At 60.7% G+C, this 23,681-nt stretch carries 20 protein-coding genes and 1 pseudogene; 13 read left to right on the top strand and 8 right to left on the bottom strand.

What is annotated here, in order from left to right:
• The first annotated feature begins 153 nt into the window (after positions 1 to 153).
• The 3 genes from AACY13_RS10725 to AACY13_RS10715 all read left to right on the top strand — a co-directional run bounded on the left by AACY13_RS10725 (position 154) and on the right by AACY13_RS10715 (position 2,866).
• Complete coding sequence (locus tag AACY13_RS10725) at positions 154 to 1,074, top strand: histone deacetylase family protein (RefSeq protein WP_339461367.1); 921 nt, start codon at positions 154 to 156, stop codon at positions 1,072 to 1,074.
• Positions 1,075 to 1,130: 56 nt separating this feature from the next.
• Entirely contained in the window at positions 1,131 to 2,294 is a 1,164-nt protein-coding gene (gene ampC, locus AACY13_RS10720; RefSeq protein ID WP_339461366.1) for a class C beta-lactamase, read from the top strand.
• A gap of 128 nt (positions 2,295 to 2,422) precedes the next feature.
• On the top strand, positions 2,423 to 2,866 hold the full coding sequence (locus AACY13_RS10715; RefSeq protein WP_339461364.1) for a DUF2846 domain-containing protein: 444 nt from the start codon (positions 2,423 to 2,425) through the stop codon (positions 2,864 to 2,866).
• Between the two features lie 186 nt (positions 2,867 to 3,052).
• Here the strand turns inward: AACY13_RS10715 and AACY13_RS10710 are convergent, their stop codons facing one another.
• On the bottom strand, positions 3,053 to 4,186 hold the full coding sequence (locus AACY13_RS10710) for an aminotransferase class V-fold PLP-dependent enzyme (RefSeq protein WP_339461363.1): 1,134 nt from the start codon (positions 4,184 to 4,186) through the stop codon (positions 3,053 to 3,055).
• Positions 4,187 to 4,300: 114 nt separating this feature from the next.
• On the opposite strand from AACY13_RS10710, the gene AACY13_RS10705 reads away from it, so the two are divergent.
• From AACY13_RS10705 to AACY13_RS10690, 4 genes are all read left to right on the top strand, one after another.
• On the top strand, positions 4,301 to 5,542 hold the full coding sequence (locus AACY13_RS10705; protein ID WP_339461361.1) for a TIGR03862 family flavoprotein: 1,242 nt from the start codon (positions 4,301 to 4,303) through the stop codon (positions 5,540 to 5,542).
• Between the two features lie 74 nt (positions 5,543 to 5,616).
• Positions 5,617 to 6,618 carry a response regulator gene (locus AACY13_RS10700; RefSeq protein ID WP_339461359.1) on the top strand — a complete coding sequence of 334 codons (1,002 nt, stop codon included), beginning with the start codon at positions 5,617 to 5,619 and terminating at the stop codon, positions 6,616 to 6,618.
• A 4-nt stretch (positions 6,619 to 6,622) separates the two neighbouring features.
• Complete coding sequence (locus AACY13_RS10695) at positions 6,623 to 7,078, top strand: PAS domain-containing protein (RefSeq protein ID WP_339461357.1); 456 nt, start codon at positions 6,623 to 6,625, stop codon at positions 7,076 to 7,078.
• Positions 7,079 to 7,452: 374 nt separating this feature from the next.
• Positions 7,453 to 7,830 carry a VOC family protein gene (locus tag AACY13_RS10690; RefSeq protein ID WP_339461355.1) on the top strand — a complete coding sequence of 126 codons (378 nt, stop codon included), beginning with the start codon at positions 7,453 to 7,455 and terminating at the stop codon, positions 7,828 to 7,830.
• Positions 7,831 to 7,959: 129 nt separating this feature from the next.
• Here AACY13_RS10690 and AACY13_RS10685 read toward each other — a convergent pair whose 3' ends face one another.
• The 4 genes from AACY13_RS10685 to AACY13_RS10670 all read right to left on the bottom strand — a co-directional run bounded on the left by AACY13_RS10685 (position 7,960) and on the right by AACY13_RS10670 (position 12,084).
• Positions 7,960 to 9,297 carry a DEAD/DEAH box helicase gene (locus AACY13_RS10685; RefSeq protein ID WP_339461353.1) on the bottom strand — a complete coding sequence of 446 codons (1,338 nt, stop codon included), beginning with the start codon at positions 9,295 to 9,297 and terminating at the stop codon, positions 7,960 to 7,962.
• A 238-nt stretch (positions 9,298 to 9,535) separates the two neighbouring features.
• On the bottom strand, positions 9,536 to 10,864 hold the full coding sequence (locus AACY13_RS10680) for a mechanosensitive ion channel family protein (protein WP_339461352.1): 1,329 nt from the start codon (positions 10,862 to 10,864) through the stop codon (positions 9,536 to 9,538).
• 119 nt (positions 10,865 to 10,983) lie between these two features.
• The gene (locus AACY13_RS10675; protein ID WP_339461350.1) at positions 10,984 to 11,601 is read right to left on the bottom strand and encodes a 3'-5' exonuclease; all 618 of its coding nucleotides are present in this window, start codon (positions 11,599 to 11,601) and stop codon (positions 10,984 to 10,986) included.
• 3 nt (positions 11,602 to 11,604) lie between these two features.
• On the bottom strand, positions 11,605 to 12,084 hold the full coding sequence (locus AACY13_RS10670; protein WP_339461349.1) for an NYN domain-containing protein: 480 nt from the start codon (positions 12,082 to 12,084) through the stop codon (positions 11,605 to 11,607).
• Positions 12,085 to 12,505: 421 nt separating this feature from the next.
• On the opposite strand from AACY13_RS10670, the gene AACY13_RS10665 reads away from it, so the two are divergent.
• Together AACY13_RS10665 and AACY13_RS10660 are read left to right on the top strand one after the other, a co-directional pair.
• Positions 12,506 to 13,168 carry a YciC family protein gene (locus AACY13_RS10665; protein WP_339461347.1) on the top strand — a complete coding sequence of 221 codons (663 nt, stop codon included), beginning with the start codon at positions 12,506 to 12,508 and terminating at the stop codon, positions 13,166 to 13,168.
• Positions 13,169 to 13,197: 29 nt separating this feature from the next.
• Positions 13,198 to 13,632, top strand: coding sequence for a VOC family protein (locus tag AACY13_RS10660; protein ID WP_339461345.1), 435 nt, complete (start codon positions 13,198 to 13,200; stop codon positions 13,630 to 13,632).
• 158 nt (positions 13,633 to 13,790) lie between these two features.
• On the opposite strand, the gene AACY13_RS10655 is transcribed toward AACY13_RS10660, so the two are convergent.
• Positions 13,791 to 14,630, bottom strand: a complete 840-nt coding sequence (locus tag AACY13_RS10655; RefSeq protein WP_339461343.1) for an SDR family oxidoreductase — start codon at positions 14,628 to 14,630, stop codon at positions 13,791 to 13,793.
• A 37-nt stretch (positions 14,631 to 14,667) separates the two neighbouring features.
• The gene (locus AACY13_RS10650) at positions 14,668 to 14,907 is read right to left on the bottom strand and encodes a CDGSH iron-sulfur domain-containing protein (protein ID WP_339461341.1); all 240 of its coding nucleotides are present in this window, start codon (positions 14,905 to 14,907) and stop codon (positions 14,668 to 14,670) included.
• 111 nt (positions 14,908 to 15,018) lie between these two features.
• Here AACY13_RS10650 and AACY13_RS10645 point away from each other — a divergent pair, with 111 nt between their 5' ends.
• Positions 15,019 to 16,110 (top strand): endonuclease/exonuclease/phosphatase family protein, encoded by a 1,092-nt coding sequence (locus AACY13_RS10645; RefSeq protein WP_339461339.1) that lies wholly within the window; start codon positions 15,019 to 15,021, stop codon positions 16,108 to 16,110.
• Between the two features lie 117 nt (positions 16,111 to 16,227).
• On the top strand, positions 16,228 to 16,974 hold the full coding sequence (locus AACY13_RS10640; RefSeq protein WP_445262564.1) for a substrate-binding periplasmic protein: 747 nt from the start codon (positions 16,228 to 16,230) through the stop codon (positions 16,972 to 16,974).
• 130 nt (positions 16,975 to 17,104) lie between these two features.
• Here AACY13_RS10640 and hrpB read toward each other — a convergent pair.
• Positions 17,105 to 19,273, bottom strand: a pseudogene (hrpB, locus tag AACY13_RS10635) (ATP-dependent helicase HrpB); the annotation flags it as partial.
• Positions 19,274 to 19,362: 89 nt separating this feature from the next.
• On the opposite strand from hrpB, the gene AACY13_RS10630 reads away from it, so the two are divergent.
• On the top strand, positions 19,363 to 21,618 hold the full coding sequence (locus tag AACY13_RS10630) for a hypothetical protein (RefSeq protein WP_339461337.1): 2,256 nt from the start codon (positions 19,363 to 19,365) through the stop codon (positions 21,616 to 21,618).
• Positions 21,605 to 23,677 (top strand): integrase, encoded by a 2,073-nt coding sequence (locus AACY13_RS10625; protein WP_339461336.1) that lies wholly within the window; start codon positions 21,605 to 21,607, stop codon positions 23,675 to 23,677. The genes AACY13_RS10630 and AACY13_RS10625 overlap by 14 nt, the downstream gene beginning before the upstream one ends.
• Positions 23,678 to 23,681 lie beyond the last annotated feature (4 nt).

Below are 23,681 nucleotides of genomic sequence, written 5' to 3'. Positions count from 1 at the left end.
GGCGAGATGGTAAAGACTTTGCCGGCGCTTGTCGGCCCGACTGAAAGATGGATGCGGACAATAATGGCAGCATTCTAGCCAATAGACCGCTGGGCTTGAGTGTCGGCCAAGCCTGCCGCCATACTTCGGCCACCTCCGTTCGAGCCCGCCACCATGCGCCTGCCGCTGGTCTACCACGACGATTACAGCCCGCCCTTCCCGGCCAGCCACCGCTTCCCCATGGAGAAGTTTCGCCTGCTGCGTGACCACATCGTCGCCAGCGGCCTGAGCACCGATGCCGAGCTGTTGCGCCCCGAGCCATGCCCAACCGAGGTGCTGGCCCTGGCCCATTGCCCGGCCTATATCCAGCGTTTCGCCAGCGGCGAACTGGCTTATGAAGAGCAGCGCCGTCTCGGCCTGCCCTGGAGTGCCGCCCTGGCGCAGCGCACCATTCGCGCCGTGGGCGGCTCGCTGCTGGCGGCCGAACAGGCCCTGCAGCATGGCCTGGCCTGCCATCTGGCCGGCGGCACTCACCATGCCCATTACGATCACCCGGCTGGCTTCTGCATCTTCAACGACCTGGCGGTGATCAGCCAGTACCTGCTGGCCAGCGGCAAGGCCCAGCGCGTGCTGATCTTCGACTGCGACGTGCACCAGGGCGACGGCAGCGCACGCCTGCTGGAAAACACCGCGGAGGCGATCACCGTATCCCTGCACTGCGAGAACAATTACCCGGCGCGCAAGGCGCTCAGCGACTGGGATATCCCTCTGCCCAGGGGCATGGGCGATGCCGACTACCTCAAGGTGGTGGACGACAGCCTCAACTACCTGCTGCCACTGTATCAGCCCGATATCGTGCTCTACGACGCCGGCGTCGACGTCCATCGGGACGACGCCCTCGGCTACCTCAACCTCACGGATGATGGCATCGCCGCCCGTGACCAAGCCGTACTCAACCACTGCCTGGGCCGCGACATCCCGGTGGTCGGGCTGATCGGCGGCGGCTATGACAAGGACCGCCACGCCCTGGCCAGACGCCACGGCATACTGCATCACAGCGCGGCCAAGGTCTGGCAAGCGCGCGGGTTGGGATAAAACCAGCACCGGGCGCGGTCATATCGCCCATCACCACGACCCAGGAACTTCGCCCTATGCACGGAAGACTCAAAACACTGCTGACCGCACTCGCATTCACTGCCTGCACCGCCGCCCAGGCAGCAGACAGGCTGCAGACGCTGGTGGACGCAAGCGTCCGCCCAGTGATGGAGGAATACGATATCCCCGGCATGGCCGTGGCGATCAGCCACAACGGCCAGACGCAGCATTTCAACTATGGTGTGGCGCGCCTGGACGACCAGCAGCCCGTGACCAGCGACACCCTGTTCGAAATCGGCTCGCTGAGCAAACCGCTTACCGCCACCCTCGCCGCCCTGGCCCAGGCCACCGGCAAGCTGACCCTGATGGACAGCGCCGGCCAGCATTGGCCCGAGCTGCGCGGCAGCCAACTGGAGCACGCCAGCCTGCTCGCCCTCGGCACCTACACCGCCGGCGGGCTGCCGCTGCAGTTCCCCGACCAGGTGACCGATCCGGCCAGCATGCTCGCCTATTACCGTCAGTGGCAGCCTGAATACAGCGCCGGCAGCCATAGACGCTATTCCAACCCCAGCATCGGCCTGCTTGGCTATCTCACCGCGCGCAGCATGGGCCAGCCGTTCCCCACGCTGATGGAGGGCACGCTGTTCCCCGCGCTCGACATGACACATAGCTATATCCAGGTGCCAGCGGCGCAGATGCCGCGCTACGCCTACGGCTACAGCAAAGACAACCAGCCGCTGCGGGTTACCCCGGGGATGCTCGACGCCGAAGCCTACGGGGTGAAAACCAACGCCAGGGACCTGCTGCGTTTTGTCCAGGCCAACCTGAATCCTGCCGGCCTGAACATTGAGCTGCAGCGCGCCATCGCCATGACCCACACCGGCTATTACCGCGTCGGCGACATGACCCAGGGCCTCGGTTGGGAACGCTACCCCTACCCGATCAGCCTGGAGCGCCTGCAGGCCGGCAATTCCCCGGCCATGGCCCTGCAAGCGCAACCGGCCACGCGCCTGCTGCCTCCCGAGTTCGAGCCGGGCGACAGCCTGTTCAATAAAACCGGCTCGACCGGCGGTTTCGGTGCCTACGCCCTGTTTGCCCCCAGCCAGCAACTGGGTCTGGTCATGCTGGCCAACAAGAACTACCCCAACGCGGCCAGGATCAAGGCCGCGCACGCCATATTGACGGCGCTGGACCAGTCCGCGAGCGCATCCGAGCAATAAATGCGAACCAGTGCGTAGGATGACGCCGAGCATCGCGAGACGCGATATCAATGTGCCATAATCGCCCCGCGATAGCCGTTAGGCAGCGCCTCATAAACCGTCCAGACCTAAAGTGAAAAGGACTTCCCATGCAAAATCGCTTCAAACTGTTTGTCAGCGCACTCGGCCTTGCCGTTCTCGCGGGCTGCGCCTCCGTTCCCATGGAGACCCCCGAAGCAGACAGCGCACTGAAAACCTTCGCCGCGCCTGCAGCTGACAAAGCCGGGCTTTATATCTACCGCGACAGCTTTGCCGGCCAAGGCCTGAAGAAAACGGTCAAGATCGATGGTGAAGTGATAGGCGAGACGGCCAACCGAACCTACTTCTATCGCCTTATCAGCCCGGGTAACCACGTTCTGGCTACCGAATCCGAGTTCAGCGACAACAGCCTCAATCTGCTGGCCGTCGCCGGTCAGAACCATTACGTGCGCCAATCGATCAAGATGGGCGTTTTCGTAGGCGGCGCAAAGCTGGAGGTTGTTCCGGAAGCAACCGCCCAGGCGCATCTGCAGAAATGTGAACTGGCTAAATAGTTGCCCCCAGGGGACAGCGCAAAAAGGTTCTACCCACCTCACATGTGGAGAGATCCCTGCAAATTTAGCGGCTGAGCGTTACACCGCCCGGCCGCTCCTGCAGCGCTCACGGCCACTGACGGTGGCATGGCCTTAACAGCCGACTCGATGGGCAATGCCCATCAGTCCCTCCGGGGCCCAACCCCGTTACCCCGCCAACACCTTATCCAGTGCCTGCTCCAGGGTCGCCACGGTGCGCTCGATATTGCCCAGCTTATCCAGCCCGAACAGGCCCAGGCGGAAGGTCTGGAAGTCCGCCGGCTCATCGCACTGCAGCGGCACGCCGGCGGCGATCTGCAGGCCCTGGGCGGCGAATTTGCTGCCGTTCTTGATTTGCCCATCGGTGGTGTAGCAGACCACCACACCGGGGGCTTCGAAGCCTTCGGCGGCGACGCTGTTAAAGCCCTTGCTGGCCAGCAGTGCGCGCACGCGATCACCGAGTTCCTGCTGCTGGTTGCGCACGGCGGCAAAGCCGATGGTCTCGGCCTCGAACATGGCGTCACGGAAACGCGCCAGGGCATCGCTGGGCATGGTGGCGTGGTAGGCGTGGCCGCCCTGTTCGTAGGCCTGCATGATCTGCAGCCATTTCTTCAGGTCGCAGGCAAAGCTGGTGCTCTGGGTAGCTTCGACGCGGGCCTGGGCGGCTTTGCTGAGCATCACCAGGGCGCAGCAGGGCGAGGCGCTCCAGCCTTTTTGTGGGGCGCTGATCAGCACGTCGATTCCGCAGGCCTGCATATCCACCCAGAGCGTGCCGGAGGCGATGCAATCGAGGACGAACAGGCCGCCCACGGCATGCACGGCATCCGCCACGGCGCGTAGGTAGCCATCCGGCAGGATCATCCCCGAGGAGGTTTCCACGTGCGGGGCGAACACCACCTGGGGCTGTTCCGCGGCAATGGTCGCCAGTACCTCGGCCAGGGGCGGCGGCGCAAAGGCCGCCTGACTGCCCTCGGCAATCGGCCGGGCCTTGAGCACTATCGATTCCGAGGGGATCTGGCCCATCTCGAAAATCTGCGTCCAGCGGTAGCTGAACCAGCCATTACGGATCACCAGGCACTTCTGCCCGGTGGCCAGCTGACGCGCCACCGCTTCCATGCCATAGGTGCCGCTACCGGGCACGATAGCCACGGCATGGGCGTTGTAGACCTGTTTCAGGGTGCTGGAGATATCCTTCATCACGCCCTGAAACGACTGCGACATATGGTTGAGAGAGCGGTCGGTGTAGACCACCGAGTATTCGATCAGGCCGTCGGGGTCGATGCTGGGGTAGAGGTCAGACATAAGGCGCTCCAGGCAGAAAAGTCTCCTCCCGACCCTGCCCGAAGCCCGGGCAAATAACAAGGCCGTGACCCGCTCGGTTAGAATGCACGCCCTTACTCCCCAGCCGATATCGCCATGACCACGACCGCCCAACAGCCCGCCCCACGCGTTGCCATTATCGGCGGAGGCCCCGCCGGGCTGATGGCGGCCGAGGTATTGGCCCAGGGCGGCATGCGGGTCGAACTGTATGACGGCATGCCCTCGGTGGGACGCAAGTTCCTCCTGGCCGGGGTCGGCGGCATGAATATCACCCACTCCGAGGCCAAGCCGGCCTTTGTCGCCCGCTATGGCGCGCGCCAGAGCGAGGTGGCCGAGCTGCTGCAGGATTTCGATGCCGACGCCCTGCGCGCCTGGATTCACGACCTGGGCATCGACACCTTTGTCGGCACTTCGGGCCGGGTATTCCCCAGCGATATGAAAGCCGCGCCGCTGCTGCGCGCCTGGCTCAAGCGCCTGCGCGAGCTGGGTGTGCAGATCCACACCCGCCATAGCTGGCTGGGCTGGGATAACGACGGTGCACTGCGGATCGCCTCGCCCGCCGGCGAACACAGGGTAGCGGCCGACGCCACCCTGCTGGCCCTGGGCGGCGGCAGCTGGGCGCGGCTGGGTTCGGATGGAGCCTGGGTCAGCCTGTTGCAAGAGCGTGGCGTGCAAATCGCGCCCTTGCAGGCGAGCAACTGCGGCTTCGATGTCAGCGCCTGGAGCCCGTTTCTGCAGGGCAAGTTCGCCGGTGCGCCGCTAAAGAATGTGAGCCTTAACCTGCCCAACGCAGCGCCGCGGCTGGGCGAGTTTGTGCTGACCGCCAGCGGTATCGAGGGCAGCCTGGTCTATGCCCTGTCGGCAGATATCCGCGAGGCGATCAACCAGCATGGCCGCGCCACCGTCCACCTCGACCTGCTGCCGCAGACCCCGCTGGCCAAGCTGCAGGCCGCGCTGAGCAAACCGCGCGGCTCGCAGTCCATGGCCAAGCACCTGCATCGCCAGGCCGGCATCGACGGGGTCAAGGCCGCCCTGCTGCGCGAGCTGGCCAGCGCTGCGGCCTTCAACGAACCGGTGCAGCTGGCCGGCGCGATCAAGGCCCTGCCCATCGAACTGGTGCGCCCACGGCCGCTGGATGAAGCCATCAGCACGGCCGGCGGCGTGCCTTTCGAGCAGCTGGACGGCAATTTGATGCTCCAGGCGCTCCCCGGGACCTTCTGCGCCGGGGAAATGCTCGATTGGGAAGCGCCAACCGGCGGCTACCTGCTGACCGCCTGCTTTGCCAGCGGCCGGCGCGCCGCTCAGGGCGTGCTCGAATGGCTGCAGCGCTCCGTGTAATAAGCCACCACGGCTAAACCTCAAGGGCTATGCTTGGTTGGAAATGCCCCCACGTGCACAGGTAATTCCCAGCAGTGATCCCTCTAGTGGTCTGCGACGACTCGAATATGGCGCGCAAGCAGTTGATCCGCGCCCTGCCGCCCGAATGGCCGGTGACCATCAGCCAGGCCGGCAACGGCGAGGAAGCTCTGGCCGCGATACGCCAGGGCCTGGGCCAGGTGATGCTGCTGGACCTGACCATGCCGGTGCTGGATGGCTACGCAACCCTCGCCGCGCTGCGCGCCGAAGGCCTGGCCTGCAAGGTGCTGGTGGTTTCCGGCGACGTGCAGGAGGAAGCCCTGCGCCGGGTCAAGGCCCTCGGCGCACTGGCCTTTATCAAGAAGCCCGCCGACCCCGGAATACTGCGCAGCACCTTGCTCGAACTCGGTCTGTTCGACCCCGAAGCCACGCCCGAGGTCATGACCCAGGCCGCAGTGCTAAGCGAGCTGCAGGTGAATTTCCGCGATGCCCTGCGCGAGGTCAGCAACGTCGCCATGGGCCGCGCCGCCGCGCTGCTGGCCAAGGTGCTGGGGGTGTTCGTGCAGTTGCCGCTGCCCCAGGTGAATATCTTCGAGGTCAGCGAACTGCATATGACCCTCACCGACGCCATGCGCGGCGAGCGCCTGAGCGCGGTGTGCCAGGGCTTTATCGGCGACGGCATCGCCGGCGAGGCGTTGCTGCTGTTCCACGATTCGGAAACCGCGGATATGGCGCGCCTGCTCGGCTGGCAGCCCAAGGACGATAACGAAACTTCGGAAATGCTTCTCGACCTGGCCAGCATCCTGATCGGTGCCTGCCTGGCCGGGATCGCCGAGCAGATCGACGTGCGCTTCTCCCAGGGTCATCCCCTGCTGCTGGGCCAGCATGCCTCCATCGAGCGACTGATCCATATCAACCAGCGGCGCTGGAAGAAGACCCTGGCAGTGGAAATCAGCTACAGCCTGGAAGCGCAGAATATCCACTTCGACCTGTTGTTGCTGTTCACCGAAGACTCGATCAAACGCCTGACCCACAAGATCAACTACCTGATGAGCTAAGCCCATGCCGGCACAGATAGATATGCGCGAAGTGCACTGGCTGCTCGATATCGTGCAGTGCATCGATGTCGGGGTGATCGTCCTCGACCGCCAGTACCGGGTGGAGGTGTGGAACAGCTTTATGGAAAACCACTCGGGCATGGGCCCGGATGAAGTGCAGGGCAAACCGCTGTTCGAGCTGTTCCCGGAAATCGACGAAGCATGGCTACGGCGCAAGGTCGATACCGTGGTGCAGCTGGGCATCCGGGCGTTCAGCCTGTGGGAACAGCGCCCCTATCTGATGCATTTCAAGAACTATCAGCCGATCACCGGCCAGGAAGACTTTATGTACCAGAACGTCACCCTGCTACCGCTCGCCGGCGGCCAGGGCAGCGTCGAGCATATATGCGTGGTGATCTACGACATGACCGCTGCCGCCACCCACAAGAAGCAGCTGGCAGCGATGCAGGCCAGTCGTTAATCTCTGCCCTTCGCCAGGCCCCGCAGAGGGCCGGCGCAACCGTTATCAGCCAGCTCGACAACTCTAGGGTCTGTTACCGCTTCTTCGCGGCCACGCCGGAGCCTGTTTTGGCGCGAGACAAGGCACGAGACAAGGCACGAGATGCGAAGTTTAGCTGGCTAAATGAGCCATCGAGAAACGCAGCATCGCGCTAAAACAGGCCCGGACCTTCGGGTGGGGCCGCCTAGGTTGCGCGAAAAATCTCGCCATGCGGTGTTGGAGGACTTGGCAAGGGAATAACCATTACCTGCGTCCTCCGCCTAACCTGGCGAGATTTTTCGCGGCAACGCGGCTCGCGACGAAACGGCAACAGACCCTAAAGCAGGAATCACCCGATGTTGCAAAGCGTTGAACTGAAAACCTTCGTGCCGGCCCGCGATTTCGCCTTGAGCCAGGCGTTCTATCAGGCGCTGGGCTTCAAGCCAGGCTGGGTCGGCGATGACCTGGCCTATTTCAGCCACGGCGAGCACTGCGCCTTTCTGCTGCAGAACTTCTACGTCAAGGAGCAGGCGGAGAACTTCGTCATGCACCTGCTGGTGGAGGATGTCGACGCCTGGTGGCGGAAGGTGATGGACGAGCAGCTCAGCGAGCGCTTCGACGTGCGCCTGGTACCGCCCCAGGATCAATCCTGGGGCATGCGCGACTTCGTGATCTTCGATCCCAGCGGCGTGCTCTGGCGGATTGCGCAGAACACCGAGCGCCTGGCCGAATAATACCGGTGATCCGCCAATACTCATCGCGGGCAAGCCCGCTCCTACAGGGCCTGCGTTGCCTGTGTAGGAGCGGGCTTGCCCGCGAGCTTTGCTTGATCTGAAAGAACAACCGGGATCTATAGGTCCGGACTACGGCTTTCTACCGCCCTTGCCCGGTTTACCGCCAAAGCTCGGCACCTTACGCACGGCCTTTACCGCCGGGGCGGCCGGCTCATCTGCCTCCATCCAGCGTCCCAGGCTGCCACCCTTGCCGCCGCCGACCACTTTCGGCTTCTTGGCCTTCTTCGGCTTTTTCACCACCTGGCCGCCAGGCAATGTCTGCGGCACGCGGTGGTCGGGAATAAAGTCCGGTTCGTCGACGCGCTGCAGCACTTGCTGAGTCAGAGTTTCGATGGCCGAGAGTAATTGCACTTCATCGGCGCAGACCAGCGATACCGCCTGCCCCACCGCGCCGGCACGACCGGTGCGGCCGATGCGGTGCACATAGTCTTCAGCGACGATCGGCAGATCGAAGTTGACCACCAGCGGCATGTCGTCGATATCCAGGCCGCGGGCCGCCACATCGGTGGCCACCAGCACCTTGACCTCGCCATCCTTGAAGCGCTGCAGGGCGCGCTGGCGGGTGGCCTGGGGCTTGTCGCCGTGGATCGAGTCGGCGCTGATGCCATGGCGCTGCAGCTCGGCTTCCAGCTCGTCGACGCCCTTGCGGGTCTTGACGAACACCAGGGCCTGACTCCAGCGCTTGCTTTGATACAGATGCAGAAACAGCTCGCTCTTGCGCTTCTTGTCCACCGGGATCAGCCACTGCTTGACCGACTTGGCGGCGGCGTTGCGCGGGGTGACCGAGATGCTCAGCGGATCATTGAGCATCTCGCCGGCCATGGCACGGATGGCGTCGGAGAAGGTCGCGGAGAACAGCAGGGTCTGGCGCTTTTTCGGCAGTGCGCGGAACACACTCTCCAACTCGTTGGCGAAACCCAGGTCGAGCATGCGGTCGGCCTCGTCGAGCACCAGGGTTTGCACCTGATTGAACTTCACCGCGTTCTGCCGGTAGAGGTCGAGCAGGCGGCCCGGGGTGGCCACCAGCACGTCGAGGCCCTTGCGCAGCTTCATCATCTGCGGATTGATGCTGACCCCGCCATACACCGCATAACTGCGCAGCGGCAGGTGCTGGCCATAGGTGATAAAGCTCTGCAGCACCTGCTCGGCCAGCTCGCGGGTGGGCACCAGCACCAGGGCACGCACCGAGTTGCTGGCAACCTGCGGGCCTTCCATCATCAGCCGCTGCAACAGCGGCAGGGCGAAGCCTGCGGTCTTGCCGGTACCGGTCTGCGCCGCGGCCATCAGGTCGCGGCCCTTGAGCACGGCGGGGATGGCCTGAGCCTGAATCGGCGTCGGAGTGCGGTAGTCGAGGTCGTCGAGACGGCGCAACAGCGGCTCGATCAGATCAAGGGAGGCGAACGTCATGGGGGGTAACCAGGGCCTGAGACACATATGTGCGAATGCGCGCAGTTTACCTTGCCTGCGGCCCGTCATCGCGTTTCAGTTGTTCGGCGACTGCTATACCGCTTCTATTCCGCTTCGGGCAGCCTCTGGCTGTAGGTTCCGACCACTCAGCCGCTGCGCCGCCCAAGCCCCAGGTGGCCCCAGCTAGCGAGGCACTGCCGCCGGCTCGAAAGGCAAAAAAGGACAGCAGCGTTGGCGCTTAATCGCCGCGCTTGGTAGTGATTGAAAAGTCCTTGTTCACCACACGCACTTCGCGCTGCGGGAAGGGGATTTCATAGCCATGTTCTTGCAGCGCTTCGAGGATCATCAGCAGAAGATCACCGCCGACACGGTTCTTGCCATCGTCGATGCCTTCCATCCAGAACTCGACGAACATGTTGATGCCGGAATCGCCAAAGCTGTCTATTTCACAATCCGGGCGCTCCTCGAATGGCACCGAATCGCCGCTAAACACCTGGGGATGACTGGCCACTACAGCCTTGATGATTTCGACCAGCTTCCTGATATCGGAGTGATAGGCGACCGAGAAATCAACCCGGTAACGCTGGCTCTTATCCTTGTGCGTCCAGTTGGTAAATATTTCGGCGATGAACTTTTCGTTGGGCACCACAATATCTTTGCCATCGAAGGTTTCCAGCGTTGTAGAGCGCATATTCAACTCACGCACTACGCCGGTGCGGCCGTCGTCGAGCTCAACGTAATCGCCAATGGATACAGAGCGGTCCAGCAGAATAATAATCCCGGATATAAAGTTGGACGCGATAGCCTGCAAACCCAAGCCAACACCAACACCAATCGCCCCGCCAAAAACCGCCAGCGTGGTGAGGTTAATGCCCATGACCTGCAGTATCAGCAGGGAGATCAGGAAGAATATCGCCACCTCGAACAGTTTCGCGGCCACTTCGCGGGTGCGTATATCGAGGTTTTCCTGATGGCTGATAAATGATCGGCCGGTTTTGCTGCTGATGCGTCCGAGCCAGAACAGCAGCGAACCAAAAATGGCAACGCGGGCGATACCATAAGCGGATATTTCAATGTTCCCGACGCTTACCGATATCGACTCGAGTATGGCGATCAAGCCATTCAAGACGCCGAGCAGGTGTAGAAACAACAACGGCATGCCCAGCCACTTGAACAACCCAGCCGCCACCTGGTTCTGCACGAAGTCACGAATCACCGAATAAAACAGCAGCAACAAGGCGACCGTCAGCGCTGTTTGCACCAGCCAGCCCTGGCTGAATGCACGCTCACTTACCTCGACGGAGATTCGCAACATCAAGATCGCGAGCACAGGAAAAATCAGACCGCCCAACTTGCCAATAAACCTGCGCAATGGGTGAGCGACGACCTCGCCCTGCTTAATATCGAGAAACGGGGCATATTTCCTGATGCGATTAGCCAGCACCCAGGCAACGAGGTAGATAGCCAGAACAACGCCCATCTGCGCATAGGTTTCCACTTGGGAAAATGTGGCCTGTGCCTTATCGGCATTGTCCCTAACTAGCCGAATGAGCTCATCCAGTTTCATTTCTCACAACCTCAGGCTCTGCCTAAAAGGCATCCAGACCATATGCTGGGTAATTTAGACCACTCAAGTATTGCTGTCGGGCCATGCTTCGAGTGCCCAGCGTACTTAAAGCAAGCTCGTTACTGCTCACGCAAGCGTTGCAGCGCCTGCGCCATCTTCGCCGCAGGCACCTTCTGCAGGCTGCAGAGCAAGGCATGGGACACCTCGGCGATGCCGTGGCGCTCGCGCAATAGCGCAGCCATAAAGCAGGTCAGGTTGGCCGCCATTTCCGCATCGGCCAGCGCGCGGTGGGCCTGGCCGGTGGCCGGCAGTTGTGCCCAGCGATTGAGGGTGCCGAGCTTGTGACTCGGTGCCTGCGGCAGCAGACGCCGCGCCAGCAACAGCGAACAGGCGAACGGCTGCGCCCGGCGACGGCGGATCAGCGCCAGTTCGGCGTCCCAGAACTTCTGGTCGAAACTGGCGTTGTGCGCCAGCAACGGCCGCTCGCCGACGAAGTCCGCCACCTCGTTCATCACCTGGGCCGCCGGCGGGGCGCTGCGCAGCATGGCGTTGCTGATGCCGGTGAGCTGCTCGATAAAGGGCGGCACCCAGGTGCCGCTGTTCATCAGGCTCTGGTAGCGGGCGACGATCTCCCCGCCCTCGACGATGACCACGCCGACCTCGGTGGCGCGGGCCTGTTGCGCCGGCGACAGGCCGGTGGTTTCGAAGTCGAGTACGGCAATGGAATCGGCAAGCATTTATCAGTTTCTCAGCAACAGGCTGCCTTCGATCGGCACGTAACGGCTGGCGGCGCGCACCAGCGATTGAGCGGTCAGCCCCGGTACGCCGTAGGCCACCGCCTCGACGCCGTGGCTGTGGCGGATCTTCTCCAGCAGCAGGTCGAAGTCGCCATCGCCAGAGGCCAGCACAACCTGATCGACCCGTGGCGCGGCGTCCATGATGTCGATGGTGATGCCCACGTCCCAGTCGCCCTTGGCCGAGCCGTCGCTGCGCTGGATATAGGGTTTGAGCTTCACGGTGAAACCCAGGTTGCGCAGGATCTGCTGGAACTGCTGCTGCTTGGCATCGCCACGGTCGATGGCATAGGCATAGGCTTCGACTATCTGCCCGTGCTGGCTGATATCGGCCCACAGCGCGGCATAGTTGAAGTGGCAGCCATAGGCCTGGCGCACCGTGTAATAGAGGTTCTGTACATCGGCGAATACGGCGATCTTCTTCACCGGCAATCCTCGTGGCTATGCATTGAGCGCCGAGCAGTATGCCAGAAGGCGCAGCGCCCCGGCCGCAAAAGGCCAAGCCGGCGATCGCGCAGACAGCGCTGCGTTGGAGCCGTACCCGCCAATCGGCGAGCAGGCCGTTGAAAACGTAGGCGACGACTGCATGGATGCAGGAGGTAGAGCGAAGCAGGAAGCCCGAGCCGAGGCAGGCAAGACAAGGCGCTATGCAGCGAAGCGGAGTAACAGCCAACGGCTGGCCCGCAGAGTGAGCGAAGCGCATCAAGCGGACTGGGCTCGCATACGAGACGCCGCGCCCCGGCCTGTTTTTAACGCCCTGTCTTTTCAATGAAAAGGGCCAACGTAGGTAGTTTTTCAACGGCCTGCTAAAGTGGCGGCCTGCCCTTCGACATGACGCCGTCCCTCGATGAATCCGCTCCACGTGCTCCGCGACTCCTGGTTCTTCTTCAGCCATAACCTGCCGGCCATCGCCCGTCTGTGCCTGCCGCTGATCGTGCTGGAGAGCCTGTTCCTGCAGCAGGTGAGCAGCCTGGTCGATAGCGAATCGGCCGCGGCCTGGCGGATTCTCGCCGGCCTGCTGTTCTACCCGCTGTATGCCGCCGCGCTGATCCTGTTTCTCGATGCCCGCAGTAACGGCCAGACGCCCCGCAGCCGCGACCTGCTGGCGTTCAGCCTGCGCCTGTGGCCGAGTTTTGCCCTGCTGGCCGCCATGAGTACCCTGGCGATTCTGCTGGGGGCCTCGCTGTTCGTGCTGCCGGGGCTGTGGCTGATGATCAAGCTGGCCTTTGCCGAATACCTGCTGGTGCTGCGCGGCCTCGGCCCGCTCAAGGCCCTGCGTGAGAGCTTCGAGATGACCAGCGGTTACTTCTGGCCGATCCTGCTGTGCGTGCTCGGCGTGATGCTGCCGCTGTGGCTATTCGAAGCCTGGGTGCAGGAGAGTGCCGGGCTGGATGCCGAGCCCCTCGCCAATCTGCTGCTGAGCAGCATGAATCGCTTTCTGCAGCTATTCTCAAGCGTCGTGCTATTTCGATTATTTATGCTGCGCAGCACCCAACCCGCTATCGAGTGAAGGCAGCTACACCTCAAGGAGGACGGCTCATGGCTGACGCCAACCCCAGCATCCTGTCCCATGTGTCCATCGGCACCAACAGTTTCGAGCGGGCCATCGCCTTCTACGATCAGGTGCTGGCCCCCCTCGGCTGCAAACGCATCCTCAGCCACCCCGGTGCCGTCGCCTACGGCCGCGAATACCCGGAGTTCTGGGTGCAGACGCCCATCAATGGCCAACCGGCCAGTATCGGCAACGGCAGCCATTTTGGCTTTGTCGCTGCGGACAAGGCCGCCGTGCATGATTTCTACCGCGCCGCGCTGGACGCCGGAGCCTCGGACGAAGGCGCGCCAGGCCCCCGCGCCGAATACGGCGAACCCTATTACGGCTGTTTTGTCCGCGACCTGGACGGGCACAAGATCGAGGCGGCGTTCTGGGACCTGGAAATGGTTTACGAACTCTATATCGAACCCCACGAACACTGACAACGCCGTTTATACAGGCCGTTGAAAAATGTAGGCGACGACTGCATGGATGCAGGAGGTAGAGCGAAGCAGGAAGCCCGAGCCGAGGCAGCCGGCCTGTTTTTAACGCCCCTGTCTTGCAAGAAGAGGGGCAACGTAGGTAGTTTTTCAACGGCCTGTTAGCCGCCTGGGCGCGGCTTCAACCCGGACAGCCGCGGCAGCAGCACCCGCTCGAACAGCCGCGGAAAGAACCGCGCCAGCACCCGCGCCCGCCAGTCGACATTGGACAGCACCAGCAAGCGCCGACGCTTCAAGGCCCCGTGGTAGATGGCTTCGGCGACATCCTGCGGCGACGCCACCTTGCCCATCGCCAGCGGCGGCTGCGCGGCCACCGAGCCATCTCCCACCAGGGCATTCTTGCGCAGGTCGGTGGCGGTAAAACCGGGGCAGACCAGCATCACGTTGACCCCCGAGCCTTTGAGTTCATAACGCAGGGTTTCGAACAGCCCGTGCAGGGCATGCTTGCTGGCGTTGTAGGCGCTGCGGTAGAGCAGCGGCGCGAAGCCGGACAGCGAACTGAGCACGATGATCTGCCCGCCCCGGGCGATCAGGCTGGGCAGGGCCGCCTTGGTGCAATGCAGGGCCCCGAAATAGTTGACCGCCATGATCCGCTGGAACACCGCCAGCTCGGTATCGGCGAAGCTGCTGCGGTGGGTGATGCCGGCGTTGTTGACCAGCACATCGATGCCACCGAAACGTTCAATGGTCAGGGCCATGGCGCGCTCCACCGCCGCGGCATCGGCGACGTCGCACAGCACGCCAAGGGCCTCGGCGTTGTGGTGATCGGCCAGGTGCTGCACCAGGCTGTCCAGGGCCTGCTGCTGCAGGTCGAAGATCACCAGGCGGGCACCGGCCTGGGCCAGACGCACGGCCAGCGCGCGGCCGATGCCGGCACAGCCGCCAGTGATAACCACGACCTTGCGGTCGAATACCTTGTTGGCGAATACCTTGCGATACATGGCTGTCCCTTACGCGCGGCTGACGGCAAAGCCGCTACTACAACCTTTTATGGCTGCCATCGCAACAGGGTGGCGTCTGGCTGTGCTTGCAGCCGCAGAAGAACAGCTTGCCGTCCGCCTCGGCGCGATAACGCAGGGGCGTGATGTCGCTGCCCTTGTGGCTGCCATCGCAGAACGGCTGGGCGGCGCTGCGGCCACAGCGACACCAGAAATAATCCTGCCCGGCCTGCACGGCCACCTCATAGGGGCCACGCTGGGCAATGATCGGTTCGCTCATGCCTACCTCCCGCAGTAGCTGGGCCAACTGGAAGAACATCGGCACCCGGGGGCATCTCGGGTATGCTCGATGACTTCAGCATAGTCCAAGCCCCTGCGCCCCGACCCGCCCATGCCCCTCTCTCGCCTCTTGCCCATTGCCCTGTTCAGCCTGCTGAGCCTGCTCTGCATCCTCGCCGCGCTGGTCTATGTCCTGACCTGGCGACCCGCACCGCGAGAGATCCCGGCCGTCGAGTGCCGGAGCCAGGCCCCACTGCTGCAACCGGGCCAGGCACTGAAGGTGATGACCTGGAATATCCAGTACCTGGCCGGCAAGAACCATGTGTTCTGGTACGACCTGGAAGGCGGCAGCGGCCCGGACCTGCGTCCCAGCAGCGCCGACCTGGCCTTTACCCTGGATGAGGTGGTACGGGTGGTGCGCGACGAACAGGCGGATATCGTCCTGCTGCAAGAACTGCACGACGGGGCCCGGGCCAGCGACTACCAGGACCAGCTGGCCCTGCTCCAGACGCGCCTGCGCGACCTCTACCCCTGCAGCACCCAGGCCTTCTACTGGAAAGCCGGGTTCGTCCCACACCCGAAGATTCTCGGCAGCGTCGGCATGAAACTCGCCACCCTCAGCCGCTACCAGATCGAGCACGCCGAGCGCCTGCAACTGCCACAGATGCCCGGCAACCCGATCAGCCGCCTGTTCAACCTCAAGCGCGCCCTTCTGGTCAGCTACCTGCCGCTGCGTGGCGGCGGCGAGCTGGCGGCGATCAACACCCACCTCGATGCCTTCGCCCAGGGCGACGACACCATGCAGCAACAGGTGGCCATGACCGGCCGCCTGCTCGACCAGCTGCAAGGCCGGAGCACGCCCTGGGTACTCGGCGGCGACTTCAACCTGCTGCCGCCCGGCCAGTACCAGCGCCTGCCCGCCGAACAGCGCGGCTGGTATGCCGCCCGCAGCGAACTGCAGCAACTGGCCGCTCGCTACCCGATGATCCCCAGCACGGCTCAGGCCAGCGGCCCCGCTCAGGCCGCCTGGTACACCCACGCGCCCAACAGCCCAGGCGCACCACGGGCCGACCGCACCCTCGATTACCTGTTCCACAGCCCGCAACTGACGCTGCTCGACGCCCAGGTCAGGCAGCACGACACCCTGGAGATTTCCGACCACCTGCCGCTGCAGGCCCGTCTGCTGCTGCCGGCATTGGACTAACCTGTAGCCGCAATGCAACTGGACAAAGTCAGCGGCCCTTAGCCATGCTTGGCCGTGACAGCACTAAACCAAAAAAAAACGAACAGACGGCATAACGCCGCAGTACGTGCCTATTTGATGCCAAGATTGCTCTGCCTCATGCTTGTCGCCCTGTTCTGGTCTGCGACAAGCCACGCCGACGCGCCCGCCCGCACCGCACAACCCCTGGTGCAGGTGGGCTATTACGAATTTCCGCCCTATTCCTACAGCGACGGCCGGGGGCGCCCCAGCGGGGCCATCCTGCGCCTGACCAAGCGTCTGCTGGAGCACGCCGGTTATGCCGTCGCCACCCGCGCCTACCCCAGCGCGCGGCTGTACAGCGGCCTGCAGGACGGCAGCGTGCATATCTGGCCGGGTGCCCCCGGCAAGGCCGAGTTGCTCGAGCACACCCTGGAAACCCGCGCCGTGGTCGGTGAAATCGCCCTCAATCTGTACTTTCGCAAGGACACCCTGCTGCCACGCCTGCCCGATGACCTGAAGAACCACGGGGTGATCATGATCACCGGCTACACTTACTGGGAACCGATCAACCGAATGATCAACGACCCGCACCTGGCCATCAAACAGCATCGCACCGGCACCCACACCGCCGCCCTGGAAATGCTCCAGCGCCGCCGCGCGGATTATCTGCTCGACTACCAGACCCCGGTGGAGCAGGCGCGCAGACGCCTGGGCATGGGCGAGCTGCCATTTATCCAGTTGCAGCGCATCCCCCTGAAACTGATCATCTCGCGCCACACGCCCGGGGCCGAAGCCTTGCGCGACGCCCTGGACCGCGCCTACGAGGAGCTGCAGGCAGCCGGCGAGGACCTGCACCTGCCCTAGTGCAGTGCTGCGTTGCCGATACAACCTGCCCTCGTCACACGGTCGCGACCCAGGCCGCTCACGCTCAAGACGCCCTGCACGACCACACCTGACACAAGCCCTGTACACGCAGCCTGATCGCCACGCGCTTCTACTTGCGCGGTTTGGCCCGCGCCGTCGGCTCGGCGATCAGCGGGTCGTCCGGCCAATAATGCTTGGGGTAACGCCCTTTCAAATCCTTCTTCACCTCGGCGTAGGTGCTGCGCCAGAAGTTGGCCAGGTCCTGGGTCACCTGCACCGGGCGGCGCGCCGGCGACAGCAGGTGCAACTTGACCACCTGGCGACCACCGGCGATGCGCGGCGTATCGGCCAGGCCGAACAGCTCCTGCAGGCGCACCGCCAGCACCGGTGGCTGCTCGCTGTAATCCAGGCCGATGCGCGAACCGGAGGGCACCTGCAGGCTGCGCGGGGCCAGCTCGTCCAGGCGCTGCGGCAACGGCCAGGGCAGCAGATTGTGCAGCAGCCCGGATAGATCCAGGCTGGCGAAATGGCTGAGACGGGTGACCCGGCCCAGATAGGGTTGCAACCAGCGCTCCAGGCTAGCCAGCAACGCCGCGTCGCCGACATCCGGCCATTCGCTCTGGCCCTTGCTTGCCAGGTCGAGCCCGCGCAACAGTGCCACCCGCGCCTGCCACTGGCGCAGCTCCGGGGTCCAGGGCAGCAGCGCCAGGCCCTTGCGCCGCACCAGGCCGAGCAGGGCCTGGCTGCGCCGTTGTTCATCCAGCCCGGCAAGGGCCTCACGGGCCAGCACCAGTTCGCCGACCCGGCGCTGCCGTTCGGCCCGCAGCACGCCTTCGCGCTCGTCCCAGTCGAGCACATCGAGGTCGCCGACCTGCTCGGCCAGCACGCTGTCGAACAGCTGCGGATCGAGTTCGGCGGCCAGATAGATGCGTTCTTCGCGCTGGCCCTGACGGCTGCCGAGGTCGGCCACCACCAGCCAGGCGTGCTTCATCAGCGCATCGGCCTCGGCAAACAGCGCCGCGCGGCCATTGGCCAGGCGATACTCCGCGCCGCCCTCGCGGCGTTGCTGGGCGATCCGGTCCGGGTAGGCAAACGCCAGCAGCGCGCCCAGCCAGCGCGAATGCTCGGGGTCGCTGACGGCATGGCTACTGGGCCGGTGCCTGAGGTAGCCGTGAAACTGCCGGGCCAGTTGCCGCGCGCGTTGCACCCCACCCTGAGCGGCACCCCGCTGCGACCCGCGGGCGGCTCGCGACTCACCCGCCAGCAGGGCCAGGCGGCTGTGCATATCGGCCCCCGCACCGCGCAGTATGTCGCGCTCGCCAAGCAGCGCAGCCAAATCGCAGGCCAATGCCCCCAGCCCCAGTTCCTGGCCGCGCAACAGCAGATGGGCGATGCGCGGATGGGTCGGCAGCTCGGCCATGGCCTGGCCGTGAGCAGTCAGCACACCCAGCGCATCCACCGCGCCGAGGCGCGCCAGCAGCTCCATGGCCTGGGCATAGGCCGCCGCCGGCGGTGGATCGAGCCAGACCAGCTCGGCCGGCTGCACGCCCCAGCGAACCAGCTGCAGCGCCAGCCCGGCCAGGTCGGCCTGGAGGATTTCCGCCGCGGCGTAGGCCGCCAGCTGCTCGTGCTGAGCCTGGGACCACAGCCGATAGCAGGCACCCGGCTGCAGACGGCCGGCCCGACCGGCGCGCTGGGTGGCCGAGGCGCGGGAAATGCGCTGGGTATCCAGGCGGGTCATGGCGCTGTTCGGGTCGAAACGCGGCACCCGTGCCAGACCGGCGTCGATCACCACCCGCACGCCGTCGATGGTCAGGCTGGTTTCGGCGATATTGGTCGCCAGCACCACCTTGCGCCGTCCCGCGGGGGCCGGCTCGATGGCCGCGCGCTGGGCGCTCAGCTCCAGCTCGCCATGCAGCGGACAGAGCAGAATATCCGTGCGCCCATTCAGCGCCGCAGCCAACTGTTCGGCGACCCGGCGAATCTCCGCCTGGCCGGGGAGAAACACCAGCAGGCTGCCCGGCTCGTCGGCCAGGGCCTGCAGCACCGTCTGCACCACCCGTGGCTCGAGCCAGTCGCCGGGCTGGAACGGTGCCCCCCAGCGGATCTCCACCGGGAACATGCGCCCTTCGCTGCGCAGCACCGGCGCATCGTCGAGCAGGCCGGCCAAACGCTCGCCTTCCAGGGTTGCCGACATCAGCAAGACCTTCAGCGGCGGCTCGCCGGAGTCCTCGCCGCGAAACATCGCCCGGCCGTTGAGGCACAGGGCCAGGGCCAGATCGGCATCCAGGCTGCGCTCAGCTTTTTTGCCATTCGTCGCTTTTTGTCACACACAAGAAAACCACGACCTAGCCTGAGGTTAGCAGGCTCAACGAGGCGACAATCTGTATGACAATCATCAACTCCACTGCGTCCTTGCGGAACTTTCCCTACCGCGTGCTTCCTCGCGCCCTCATTCAGCGGCTATTGCAAATACAACCTGAGAACTCCACGAAGCAGACCACGCTGAAGCTCTTCGAGTGTTACTGCGACCTGACGAATGTCGACCTCAACAAACCAAAGACCCTTCGCATCACGGTACTGAGGTTCGTTGGGGCGCTGAGCGACCAGTCGCTTGTCAGCTCAATCAAACTCACAAGGTTCAGCTACGCTCGACACATCGTCAGCATTTACAACGAACTTAACTTGGAAACTGATGATGAGGAGGAGATTAATTGGACACCTGACCTTCCAGACCTACATGCCTTGTATTGGAGGGAATATCCTATATCTCGGCACATGCTAAATTACTGGCACGACTGGTCTGTAACCAGCCGAAAGAAAGAGAATATTTACCTGCCTTTCCCAAAGGTGTATCTCACGCACGGGAAAGAATTTACGCTATCACTCCACACAAGCATCAAGCAATTCTTTGCAACCCAAGCCAGGCCACTGCAATCCCCTTTCGCAATAATGCTGAAGTTTATTTCTGCCAATCACCTCGATTGGCCAGTTCAAACATTTAGTGACTCGCGCGCGATATGGAGATTCTTCGTCAAACTGAGGGAGCATTTCTTCCTGCGCGCAGCAGACCGCCACCTAGCAATTGAAATACAGAAAAAGCTTTGGAATAATTTTCTAGACAACATTAATACTTGCTTCATCGCCTCCACTGCATGGACAACACCGTACCAAGTATTACCCCTGGCCCCAACAGCCGAGCTAGACCCATCCAAAACACGCATTAAAACTAAAACTAACGGTAAAGAAGTAAGCACAAAGCTCATCACAGAAATTCCATTACACATAACTGACAAGCAGGCACTCGACCTACTCTTCAGAGACATTGAGCAAGAGCTTGAAATTATTATCAACTGGGCCACAACTGAAGCCAACAAACTGATTGACGCCAGGAAAAATCGAGATCGTTTGGCCGGCAGCGGCACCCCCATCGAAAGCATAATTGGGGGGAAAAGCTTAGACGAACTTGGGCTTAATAATGTATGCGCTACTTTTTTGAGTGATGGCTACAGACCCGACCATAAATACTTCTATGGCAAATTTGGATTTAAATTCAACAAAGGGCAAATAGCAAAAATACTAGCACTTCCAAGCAGCGTAGATCTTTTTCCATTCCAGTGCTTGCTAGTTGCTAAACACCCCATTCTCACAGCAGGCTTCTTTTATAAATTCGAGCTCTATAACAATCAGGGGCATCTATCAGGATTCGTCCAAACAAATAGCGGGTACCAATTGATTGGATTTAAAGACCGCAAGAAAAGCAAAGGCTCCGAACAGAAAATCAATCTTACACCAGAAACAACTTTACTTATTCAAGAACTCATCGAGCTAACAAGACCGATGAGGGAATATTTAAAGCAAAATAACAATGACCAGTGGAGGTATTTATTTTTATCATCCAGCAGAGCTTACGGAAAGCCTTCCCTTCCTAGAATTGCACGCTGGAACTACTCAACATTCTTATATAAGAATACAACCAAACGCTTATCTGCACAATTTGCCCCACACACTACACGAAAAGGCCATGATCTCTTCGAGCTACTCAACAGGGTATCTCTATCATCCATTCGGGTATCCAGCGCAATAGCTCGCTATATAGAACACAAAAACCCAGAACTACTAGCCCAAGATCTTGGACACACCAATTACACCCCTCGCTTGCTGTCACACTACTTGCCCACTGAAATTCTGAACTTTTTTCAATCGAAATACATTCGGGCTTTCCAAACCGCGATGATCTGTGCCGCCATGGGAAACAGCCCTCATCTATTGGACGCAACGAAGCTCAGAAGCATGGATGAGTTGCATGAGTTCCTATCACTATATGCCCTAAAAGACATACCAACTAATTTATCGGGGCGAGACGACTTTACGGAAGCCAGCGAAAACCCGAGCCTTGCTTACATTAGCGTTAGCCCAACCACTCTTTCTATACTTATTTCACTTCAGAAGGCAGTTGAATCGGCGACATCGAATACAAATAGAAAAATTTCATCCAAGGCGCTCTACTGGACTAGCTTTGCAAAGCACTTAGTGCGAGAGATCGAAGCCGGCAATGAAACCCAACTAAAGTTACATCTTTCAGAGGCACTCAAAAACATAACTCCAAAACAAATGGATCAGATCATCTATGAGTCTTTCTGATAGCTTGAGCTTCTTGAATGACATCCATGACTTGGTAGACATCACGTCCAGCTGGTGGCTTAAGAGCGACTTCTACACTACGATTTGGAAGTATCAATTCCACAAGAAAGTACGATCTTTCAACTGGAACATTCGACTCAACGATGGCTCCCTGCTGACTGATTCTCAGCACGCTCAGACATTAAATACACTCCGCTCTTTCCTCATTGTTTCTACCATGAACTGCAGCGCTCGCGGCCTAACCAGTAATGCCATCAAGACACAGCACGTTCAGTTCAGATGCACACTTAAGCTGATCGACTATTTACTTATTAACGACGCAAAGTATGCGCTCTACAAATATGGAATCGAGGGTCTCTCCTCGGACGACCTAAAATCGATCCTCAAGAAAATTTCCTCAGATAAGAACACTTGCGAGTCCATCTATTCCTGGACTTCCAGTCTTGGCAGCTTTTGTATGGATCTTGTTGAGAACACCCCAACCGCAATAATAGAAAGCGTTCATTCGAAGTACCCAGAAATTCTTGTCGTGACGCCAGACCAAGCCGAGCAGCACAACTTAAACTTCCCGATTGAACTGTTATCTACAGTCAGGGCCTGCCTATTCGCAGCTGGCCTTTATAGACGCCCAGATCGCAGCGAGCATAAGATCAACTCAGTTAAAATCTCAGAGCGCTTATATACGAATACTCTTTCCGGTCGCATGGATGCGAAACCTAACGCGCCATCGTTGAGCTTCTTTTTGCACGCAGAACCATTTGAGCGTGAGTACGAGGCAGTTCCCGTAACAACCGGGGCTCGCACACCAATGGGGCCCAGCGCGTTTAGTAATTATCAGCGAGCTCTTTCTAACCTAGCAATCCTGCATGATTACAACCTTCCTGTTCCGCCTATGGAATGCCTTACTGAAATTTCCCGAATTAGATTTGAACACTCCGGCACCGGCAGGTTTCGCACGCTTCCAACCGAGGTAGCATTCAGCTCACTTCGGAATGCTATTGAATTCCACTATCAGCACGCTGAAACTTTAAAATTACACATCAAGAGGATCTCTCTGTACTGCGAGGTATTTCAAACAAAAGTTTCGACACTTAATGAGGAAACTTATGCAAAACTAAATACTCATCAGCCCGACGCAGTTGAAGTCGGACTCTCAAAGATTGGGCTATCCGCAAGAACTTCTGGGCAATTTCATACGACATTAAAGGGGAGTAGAGCCAGCTATTTCGATGACTTAAGAAGAAACGCCGGCCTTATTGAGATGCTAAGAATATATATAGCATGTGTTCAAATAACTGTGGGAATGTTATGTGCTCGCAGAATTGGCGAACTCATTGACTTGCTTCTAGCCGACTGCCTAGATGAAACCAAATCATGGCTAATTTTTATACTTAGAAAAAGCACGAAATCCCTTCATGGAATACGTGCAGAAGAAGCCCGACCAGTTCCGCCTATAGCGGCGGAGATGATTGAGACTCTTATTTACTTCCACAGCCATTTATGCAAAATCAGCAGAAGAAGAATGAAGTCTTTATTTTCCTCTCCTCACAAAAGCAGCTTCCATTTCATTGAGGCCAGCGCCACAACATTCAATCGAAATCTCGACCTGTTCTGTGACTACACTCAGACACCACTGGACTCGTTAGGGCGTCGCTACTACGTTCGCCAGCATCAGTTCCGCAGGTTCTTTGCTCTTCTATTCTTCAAGTGCAACAACTTTGCAGGTTTGGATACACTGCGCTGGATGCTTGGACACACCGAACTGCGCCAAGTCTGGCGCTACATCCAAGAGAATGTTGACGGAGCGACAATATGTGGTGCCGAAGCGCAGCACATCGCGGAAGTGATGACCGATCCGAATCATGGCAGCGCATACGAAGATCTGGCAGAACTCATCCGGGCGGAATATGGTGTGGACAGTCACTCTCTTGTCGACACGACTGACCTAGAGAATTCCATTTTCCAGCTAATTGAGGAAGGTAGAGTCGAAGTCGAACCTATCTTCTTCAAAGCTGGCGATGGGGAATACGTTAAAATTATCGTTATCATTAAGGAATGATAAT

Source organism: Pseudomonas sp. EA_105y_Pfl2_R69 (genome assembly GCF_963970915.1).
GTDB lineage: Bacteria > Pseudomonadota > Gammaproteobacteria > Pseudomonadales > Pseudomonadaceae > Aquipseudomonas.
Note: the sequence above shows the minus strand (reverse complement) of the source record. Positions and strands in the feature narration are given on the sequence as shown.